The sequence below is a fragment of the Ruegeria sp. CE12 genome (genome assembly GCF_056537525.1).
Window position 1 is genome coordinate 19,208 of sequence record NZ_JBQFRS010000019.1, and the last position, 8,148, is coordinate 27,355.

8 protein-coding genes and 1 pseudogene are annotated in these 8,148 nt (G+C 55.4%); 6 read left to right on the plus strand and 3 right to left on the minus strand.

Going from position 1 to position 8,148, the window contains the following annotated elements:
* Window positions 1–87 precede the first annotated feature (87 nt).
* Window positions 88–381, minus strand: coding sequence for a (2Fe-2S)-binding protein (locus ACR0IO_RS22595; protein ID WP_480745036.1), 294 nt, complete (start codon window positions 379–381; stop codon window positions 88–90).
* Window positions 382–536: 155 nt separating this feature from the next.
* Window positions 537–1,808 carry an imelysin family protein gene (locus tag ACR0IO_RS22600; protein ID WP_480745039.1) on the minus strand — a complete coding sequence of 424 codons (1,272 nt, stop codon included), beginning with the start codon at window positions 1,806–1,808 and terminating at the stop codon, window positions 537–539.
* 406 nt (window positions 1,809–2,214) lie between these two features.
* Between ACR0IO_RS22600 and ACR0IO_RS22605 the strand changes: the two genes are divergently transcribed.
* Window positions 2,215–2,736, plus strand: a complete 522-nt coding sequence (locus ACR0IO_RS22605) for a ZrgA family zinc uptake protein (protein WP_480745041.1) — start codon at window positions 2,215–2,217, stop codon at window positions 2,734–2,736.
* Between the two features lie 48 nt (window positions 2,737–2,784).
* Here the strand turns inward: ACR0IO_RS22605 and ACR0IO_RS22610 are convergent, their stop codons facing one another.
* Window positions 2,785–3,414 carry a response regulator transcription factor gene (locus tag ACR0IO_RS22610; protein ID WP_155138831.1) on the minus strand — a complete coding sequence of 210 codons (630 nt, stop codon included), beginning with the start codon at window positions 3,412–3,414 and terminating at the stop codon, window positions 2,785–2,787.
* A 219-nt stretch (window positions 3,415–3,633) separates the two neighbouring features.
* Here ACR0IO_RS22610 and ACR0IO_RS22615 point away from each other — a divergent pair, with 219 nt between their 5' ends.
* The 5 genes and pseudogenes from ACR0IO_RS22615 to glyA all read left to right on the plus strand — a co-directional run.
* Window positions 3,634–4,875, plus strand: a complete 1,242-nt coding sequence (locus ACR0IO_RS22615; RefSeq protein WP_480745044.1) for a pyridoxal-phosphate-dependent aminotransferase family protein — start codon at window positions 3,634–3,636, stop codon at window positions 4,873–4,875.
* A gap of 14 nt (window positions 4,876–4,889) precedes the next feature.
* Complete coding sequence (locus ACR0IO_RS22620; RefSeq protein WP_155138827.1) at window positions 4,890–6,086, plus strand: malate--CoA ligase subunit beta; 1,197 nt, start codon at window positions 4,890–4,892, stop codon at window positions 6,084–6,086.
* Entirely contained in the window at window positions 6,086–6,976 is an 891-nt protein-coding gene (sucD, locus tag ACR0IO_RS22625) for a succinate--CoA ligase subunit alpha (RefSeq protein WP_480745046.1), read from the plus strand. Before ACR0IO_RS22620 ends, sucD begins: the two co-directional genes overlap by 1 nt.
* Complete coding sequence (locus ACR0IO_RS22630) at window positions 6,976–7,947, plus strand: 2-hydroxyacid dehydrogenase (RefSeq protein ID WP_480745048.1); 972 nt, start codon at window positions 6,976–6,978, stop codon at window positions 7,945–7,947. Before sucD ends, ACR0IO_RS22630 begins: the two co-directional genes overlap by 1 nt.
* Window positions 7,948–8,015: 68 nt before the next feature.
* A pseudogene (gene glyA / locus ACR0IO_RS22635) lies at window positions 8,016–8,148 on the plus strand (serine hydroxymethyltransferase); the annotation flags it as partial.

Consider the following 8,148-nt stretch of genomic DNA (forward strand, 5'->3'; position numbering starts at 1 on the left):
TTTGATGGCGACTTCGTGGTGCCTTTGACCAGTGGCCAGTCTTCCTGCAGGCGGTCACACAACCAATGCTGGTTGCCCCGGATCAATTCATGCCGCCGCGATTTGTTTGGATTTGCGACGCACTTTGGATCGCTTTTCAGCGGCATTCACTTGTGTTCCATCCGCACTCAGCGTGCGGAGCTGCATCGGAACTTCCAGATTGTCGCTAGAGCGCATCGTGTCCAGAAACAGAGGCATACAGCCCCCACAATCTGCCGATTTTCCAAGGGCGTGATAGATTTTGCCCGGCGTGATGATGGCCTGCGGATCAGCCGTTCGCATCCAGTCAATTGCGGCGCGAATTTCGGTGTCCGAGATATTGGTGCAGTGGCATACGATCATAGCGACTCGACCGGTTGGCTGATTTCTTACTCAAATAGTAAGTTATTTGAGGGCCGTCCAGAAAGAAAGAGCACTTCTTTGTGATCCGGAGGCTTGGAAGCGCAGGTTTTCGCCTGCGCTTCCGGTCGGCTGAGTGTTAACAGCCTGCGAGGGGATTAGTGGAACACGGCGTCCGGGTTATCCAGGCTGTCAGAGCCTTCGAACTCAATCTGATCCAGCTCGAGTACGGCGACGATACGCTCGATGGTCTTGGTTTGATCAACCAAACCGTTAACGCCACCCATGATCAGCGCTTCTCCACCAGCATTGCCTGCTTCCAGCATCTGGTCATAGGCAAAGCCAGCTTCGGCCGTGGATTTCAAACGACCCAGAGCTTGCATGGTGTTCGACAGTTTCGCCTTCATTTCAATGTCCAGCGCGGGGTCAGCTGCAACGACAAGATCCGACAGGGATGCGCCCTGAACCGGGGTGCCGTCGATGCGAACATAGTTGCCGAGATAGACGTTCTGAATGCCCAGGCCATCATAGTAGTGGCTGTTGTGGGTGTTGTCCGAGAAGCAATCATGCTCTTCTTCCGGATCATTCAGCATCAGACCCAGGCGCATGCGTTCGCCTGCCTGCTCACCATAAGACAGCGAGCCCATTCCGGTCAGGATTGCGCTGACGCCTGCATCTTCGTTTTCTGTAAGAGCAGCGCGTGCGTCACCACCTTCCTGCCATTGCGCAGCCATCCACTCGAGATCGCTGACCAGCAGATCGGTCGCTGCGCTCAGGTACTGGGCACGACGGTCGCAATTGCCGCCGGTGCAGTCATCACCCTGCGCGAAGTCTGTCCAGGGGCGGTTACCTGCGCCTGCACCGTGGCCGTTCATGTCTTGGCCCCACAGCAGGAATTCGATTGCGTGGTAGCCGGTCGCAACGTTTGCTTCGATACCGTCTGCCTCATGCAGGGTATCTGCCAGCAGCTCGGGCGTAATTTCGGCCGCATCAACGGTTTCGCCTGACAGCTCGAAGTTGGGGTTTGCGATAACGTTCAGGACGGCGAATTCGTTTTCGTCAGTTGCACCACCATAGGCTGCATCGACATAGTCGATCAGGCCCTCATCCAGTGGCCAGGCGTTCACTTTACCTTCCCAATCGTCGACGATGGCATTGCCGAAACGATAAACCTCGGTTTGCTGATAAGGAACGCGCGCGGCAACCCATGCGGCGCGCGCGGCATTCAGGTTGGCGTCCGACGGTTCGGCGATCAACGCCGCCACAGCGGCCTGAAGGGATTTGGCGGCAATCAGGCTGTCATCATATTTGGCTTCGGCGATGTTTGCGTAGGTGTTCAGCACATCGGTTTTCGAGGGGGCATCGCCTGCGGATGCGGCGGTTGCAATGCACAGTGTCAGGGCACTTGTCGCAGTAAATAGCTTAATCATGACGTATGATCTTTCCTGTCAGAAACGATATTCTTTGGGCGCTCGACTAAGGGCGCCTGCGCGAGTTTTCTGAGTGAATTAGTCGGTTAAGTCAACCTGAGTTTTATTGTCGGGAATAATGTCGCACTTGATACACACCGGTTTTTTCTTCAGACAATGACGCTTAATCCGCTTGCAGTTTGAAGGCCCGCTGCCAGATTTGAAAACCTGAACTCACCACGAGCGGCCTAAATCTGGCTACCCATATTCGGTGAGGGATAGGTCAGCGCGCAATCATTGCGCGACTTCGCAAAGCAGCTAAAATGATGCATGTGATTCTTGGTTTTGTGTTGATCCGGTTATGAAACGTGCGGTTCTGGCTTTAATCCTATGCCCCGGGGGCCTAATTGCCCAGGAAGCACGGCCAATGGAACAACACACCCACGGTTCTGGTTCTCTGAGCATTTCGGTTGCCGGAGCGGAATTCACCTTATCTCTTGCGGTTCCAGGCACTGATATCGTTGGTTTCGAGCATCCTGCTGCCGATGACGAAGATCGCGCATTGGTTGCGGTGGCGATATCAGATTTGACAAACCCTCTGGAGCTGTTTGTCGTACCGGAGGAGGCTGGATGTTTTGCCGTATCGGCGAACGTGACACTGGTTGACGGTGCACACAGTCATGATGGAGAAGGCGCGGCGGACAACCAGGAGCAAGGCGATGCAGTTTCTTCAACCTCTGAAGAGACGACCGAGCCTCACACGGAATTTCAGGCTGAGTATTTAATTCGATGCCAGGACCCTGATGCAGTTGATGACGTGCGTTTCGACTATTTTGAAAGGTTCGAGAACGCAGAGGAACTGGTAATTGAGGTGCAATCGGCCCAAGGCGAGCGCTCATTCAGCGTGGCGCGTGAGACGCCACTGGCAAATCTGGCTGGTATGTTTTGATCTAGTTGAAGCAGGATTTCGACGCAGCCAGCTTTCATTCCACTAACTCTACCCATCCGAGAATTTTGACGAATAAAAATATGCAATCGCTTGGGTTCGGTTTTTGACCGAGAGTTTTTCGTAAATATTGGACAGATGAAATTTCACTGTATTGGTTGAAATCTGCAGTTCCTTTGACAGATCACGATTGGACAGACCTTTGGCAAGCGCTTCAAGGATTGCGCGTTCTTTACGCGACAAGCTCTGAATCGGATCCTGTTGCATCTTACGAACATCGATGAATGGAAAAACCATTTTGCCAGCGGCGACATCGGCGCAGGTTTCTAGCAAAACTTCGACCTCACCGGACCGCGGGGCGAACCCTGCCGCACCAGCTTGCATGGCCAAGCGCGGTATGTCCCCGGCTTCGTCGCCGTAGACGACAAACCGTGGCGCATTTTCCTGCTCGCGGATCACTTCGATCAACTTCGCCGCGCCCAGCACCGGCAGGTTCCAGGCAACAACACAGACCTGTACAGGAACCCGGATAACAGCGCCCAGAAACCCTTCGGCTGTAGCTGATGTCGCGACCAAAGAGAATCGCGGGTCGCGTTCAAAAATCTCCGACATCGCAGACAGGACCAACGGGTTGTTGTCCGCCAGCACGATATCGATCGGAGTGTCAGGATTTGCAGACATTTGAATTCACGCCTATTTTTTCCAAAAACTACCCATTCGGGTGGGATGATTTGCGGTATACTTCGGTATCCTTACACAAACAGGTAGGTTTTAACCTATCCATTTAGGTTTGCTAAAGCAGTAGTAAGCTACGTTGCGCACTGCATCAAGCATCGGTTTTCTGTCCGCCAACGCGATGTATGGGACCTGTTTCGATCCCATAGTTGAGGAGGATCGCCGATGACATTTCAAATCTACCCGCCTTTGGAGATTCCCGAGACGTTGGCCGCTGGCCCGGGACCAGGGAATACCGACGCTCGTGTTCTGCAAGCTTTCGCCAATGCTGGTGTCGCTGATCACATGCAGGGCGATGTTCTGCGCGGGATGCTTGAATGCAAACTGATGTTGCGCGAAATCTGGGGCACAAAGAACACCTACACGTTTGGTGTTGCCGGAACCGGGTGGAGCGGTCTGGACACGATGTTCTCGGCCGTCATGCCGGGCGACAAGGTGGTTGCTTTTGCCAACGGCACCTTTTCAGGCATTGATGCGCTGACGCTCAGGATCAAAGCTGCCACCTCGCAGGAGCACGCGGCCAATCCGCTTGATCCTAAAGCTGCGAGCGTCATTGTCGTCGAGGTGCCTCATGGGGAACCGGTGACGGGTGACATCGTCGAAAAGGCGCTTGCCCAACACAAACCCAAGTGGGCCTTTATGGCACAATGGGAAACCGGTTCGGGCCGGATCAACGACCTGCGCGGATTTTCGGATGCTTGCGAGCGCCACGACGCAATGGGATTGGTCGACGCGGTTTCGTCGCTTGGCGTGGATAGCTTTTCGATCGATGACTATCCCGGAGTCGCAGGCTGGGCATCCTGCCCGCAGAAGGGCTTGTGCTGCCTGCCGCTGACTTATGCGCCCGTCAGCTTCACCGACGCGTACATCGAGTCGCTGAAAGCAAGCGGTGCCTACAGCTATGTCCATAACCCGATCTTCGAGGCTCGCCATTGGGGCGTGGTCAACGGTCAGGATGTGGAGAAAGGCACCTATCACCGCACCCACTCTGGCTATGCAGTCGCCGCGTTCCACGAAGCGTTGCGACTGACCTTGCAGGAAGGCCTTGTCAAACGCTCACTTGCGTACCGGACACATGAAAAGGTTCTGCGTGACGCCGTTGTTGAAATGGGCTGTGAAGTTACGTCCGACATGCCCAGCCTCGTAGTTCTAAACCTGCCACCAGAACTGGCCGGGCGTGAAATGGAACTGGTTCAGAACTGCCGTGCTCGTGGTTTCGGTATCTGGCCCACGCTCAGCGAACCGGTACAGGTGCGGATCGGAATCTTGAATCAGCTAAATCGTCAGTCCGTCAGCCGCATAATCCGGCTGTTTGCCGAAGCTCTGCGCGAGCTTGGCGGACAAGTCGATCACGAAGCAATCGAAGCACTGTTGGAAAGCCGTTACGGCACCTCAATCGCGGCCTAAACCGGAGTAAGCAGATGGATATTCATGAATATCAGGCCAAGGAAATTCTCTCGAATTTCGGCGTCGATGTACCATCAGGGGCCTTGGCTTACAGCCCCGAACAAGCGGCCTATCGGGCGCGCGAACTTGGGGGTGACAAGTGGATTGTCAAGGCACAGGTTCATGCAGGTGGACGCGGCAAAGCTGGCGGCGTCAAACTGTGCAACACGGAAAGCGAAATCTACGAAGCCTGTGATGATCTGTTCGGTCGCAAGCTGGTAACACATCAAACCGGCCCTGAAGGCAAAGGCATTTACCGCGTTTACGTTGAGGCTGCGGTCCCGATTGATCGCGAGATCTATCTTGGTTTTGTTCTGGACCGGTCCAGCCAGCGCGTGATGATCGTTGCCTCGTCCGAAGGCGGAATGGAGATCGAAGAGATTTCTGCTGAACGGCCTGACAGCATTGTACGCTCAATCGTTGAGCCTGCGGTTGGTTTGCAGGAATTTCAGGCGCGTGAAATTGCGTTCAATCTTGGCCTGGAACCACGATTGATCCAGCAGATGGTTCGCACATTGCAAGGGTGCTACGCTGCTTTTAGTGATCTGGATGCAACCATGGTCGAGATCAACCCGCTGGTGATCACCGGTGATGATCGCGTGCTGGCGCTGGATGCGAAGATGAGCTTTGACGACAACGCTCTGTTCCGCCATCCGCAAATCGCCGAACTGCGCGACAAAAGCCAGGAAGATCCACGTGAGAGCCGCGCTGCGGATCGAGGCCTGTCCTATGTTGGGCTCGAAGGAAACATCGGCTGTATCGTCAACGGTGCCGGTCTTGCCATGGCGACGATGGATACGATCAAGCTGGCAGGCGGTGAACCGGCCAATTTCCTTGATATCGGTGGAGGTGCATCCCCTGAACGTGTGGCCAAGGCATTTCGCCTGGTTCTGTCCGACAGCAATGTGCAGGCGGTGTTGGTCAATATCTTTGCCGGAATTAATCGCTGCGATTGGGTGGCAGAAGGTGTCGTGCAGGCCCTGCGCGAACTGCAGATCGATATCCCGGTGGTGGTGCGACTTGCCGGAACAAATGTCGAAGAAGGGCAGAAAATTCTGGCCAAATCCGGGCTTCCGATCATTCGGGCGACCACTCTGATGCAGGCTGCCGAAAGGGCTGTTGGCGCCTGGCAGAACGATCTTTCTCAGGGCACCAAGATGAGGGCTGTGTAATGAGCATTCTTCTCGATCGCGACAGCCGCGTTATCGTTCAGGGTATCACCGGACGCATGGCGCGCTTCCATACCAAGGACATGGTGGAATACGGCACCAATGTTGTGGGCGGTGTGGTTCCGGGCAAAGGCGGAGAAACCGTTGAAGGTGTCCCGGTTTTCGACACCGTCAAACAGGCCGTCGAAGCCACCGGTGCAGATGCCAGCCTGGTTTTCGTACCTCCGCCATTTGCTGCGGATTCGATCATGGAAGCGGCGGATGCAGGTATTCGCTACTGTGTCTGTATCACCGACGGCATCCCCGCGCAGGATATGATCCGGGTCAAACGCTACATGTACCGTTACCCCAAGGAGAAGCGGATGGTCCTGACCGGACCGAATTGCGCGGGAACCATCAGCCCGGGCAAGGCGCTGTTGGGCATTATGCCCGGTCATATTTATCTGCCAGGGAATGTCGGGATCATTGGACGCTCAGGCACGCTTGGATACGAAGCTGCGGCACAGCTCAAAGAGCGTGGCATCGGTGTCTCAACCAGCGTTGGTATCGGTGGTGATCCGATCAATGGATCCTCGTTCCGCGATATCCTGGAGCGTTTCGAAAAAGACGAGGACACAGCAATCATTGCCATGATCGGTGAGATTGGTGGGCCGCAGGAGGCCGAGGCCGCCGAATATATCCGGGACCACGTCTCCAAACCGGTTGTGGCTTACGTGGCAGGTCTGACTGCGCCCAAAGGCCGGACGATGGGGCATGCGGGTGCGATCATCTCGGCCTTTGGTGAAAGTGCTTCTGAAAAGGTCGAGATCCTTTCAGCAGCAGGTGTAACCGTTGCTGAAAATCCGGCTGTGATTGGCGAAACAATCGCTCGCGTTATGGGAAAGGCTGCGTGATGGTAAAACCTTCGGTCCTTGTAACCCGTCGCTGGCCTGCTGCCGTCGAGGCTCAGTTGGCCGAAAACTACAATGCCGTGCTCAACACCGGGGACAAACCCATGTCTCCGGCTGAGATCCGCGATGCGTTGAATCGCTATGATGCGGTGCTTCCCACTGTCACCGACACCTTGAATGCCGAGGCTCTGGATGTACCTGCCGCGCAGACCAAGATCCTTGCCAATTATGGAGTTGGCTACAGCCATATCTGTGAGCCTTCGGCCCGCGAGTTAGGCATGACCGTGACCAACACACCCGATGTGTTGTCTGAATGCACAGCTGATCTTGCCATGACCTTGTTGTTGATGGTCGCCCGCCGTGCCGGTGAAGGCGAGCGCGAGCTGCGCGCCGGGAATTGGTCGGGTTGGTGTCCGACCCATCTGGTTGGCACCAAGGTCAGCGGCAAAACCCTTGGTATCATCGGCTTTGGTCGTATCGGCCAGGAAATGGCCCGCCGTGCCCATCATGGGTTCGGTATGAATATCGTGGTGCAAAATCGCAGCCGTGTGTCGCCCGAGGTGCTTCAGCAATGCAATGCTACTCAGGTCGATTCTGTGGACGAGTTGCTGCCGCAATGCGACTTCGTCTCGCTACACTGCCCGGGCGGAGCTGCAAATCGTCATCTGATCAACTCTCGCCGTCTCGACCTCATGAAACCCGGTGCCTTCCTGATCAACACCGCGCGTGGCGAAGTTATTGATGAATTCGCGCTGATCCAGGCACTGATGTTCGATGTCATTGGCGGAGCTGCACTTGATGTGTTTGATGGAGAGCCCCGGATCAGTCCGGATCTGTTGCAATGCGACAATCTGGTGATGTTACCGCATCTCGGCAGTGCAACGCGTGAAGCACGCGAAGCGATGGGTTTCCGCGTTCTGGATAACCTCGGCGATTTCTTTGCCGGTCGCCCGCCCCGAGATCGCGTGATCTGATCCCAATCCCCACTAAACCTCCCAAAGGTCGGTGCCGGATGGGAGGTTCTTTTTCTGGAGGTAACAAAATGAATGCCCCTCAACGAATTGACGGATTTTTTACCCAGTCTTTGTCTGACCGTGACCCTGAGCTTTTTGGCTCGATCACGTCCGAGCTGGGCCGTCAGCGCGACGAGATCGAGCTGATTGCGTCCGAAAACA

Excerpts from the sequence above, each read along its gene's own strand:
- ACR0IO_RS22595 (WP_480745036.1), bottom strand. The coding sequence starts at position 381 with ATGATCGTATGCCACTGCACCAATATCTCGGACACCGAAATTCGCGCC.
- ACR0IO_RS22600 (WP_480745039.1), bottom strand. The coding sequence starts at position 1,808 with ATGATTAAGCTATTTACTGCGACAAGTGCCCTGACACTGTGCATTGCA.
- ACR0IO_RS22605 (WP_480745041.1), top strand. The coding sequence starts at position 2,215 with ATGGAACAACACACCCACGGTTCTGGTTCTCTGAGCATTTCGGTTGCC.
- ACR0IO_RS22610 (WP_155138831.1), bottom strand. The coding sequence starts at position 3,414 with ATGTCTGCAAATCCTGACACTCCGATCGATATCGTGCTGGCGGACAAC.
- ACR0IO_RS22615 (WP_480745044.1), top strand. The coding sequence starts at position 3,634 with ATGACATTTCAAATCTACCCGCCTTTGGAGATTCCCGAGACGTTGGCC.
- ACR0IO_RS22620 (WP_155138827.1), top strand. The coding sequence starts at position 4,890 with ATGGATATTCATGAATATCAGGCCAAGGAAATTCTCTCGAATTTCGGC.
- sucD (WP_480745046.1), top strand. The coding sequence starts at position 6,086 with ATGAGCATTCTTCTCGATCGCGACAGCCGCGTTATCGTTCAGGGTATC.
- ACR0IO_RS22630 (WP_480745048.1), top strand. The coding sequence starts at position 6,976 with ATGGTAAAACCTTCGGTCCTTGTAACCCGTCGCTGGCCTGCTGCCGTC.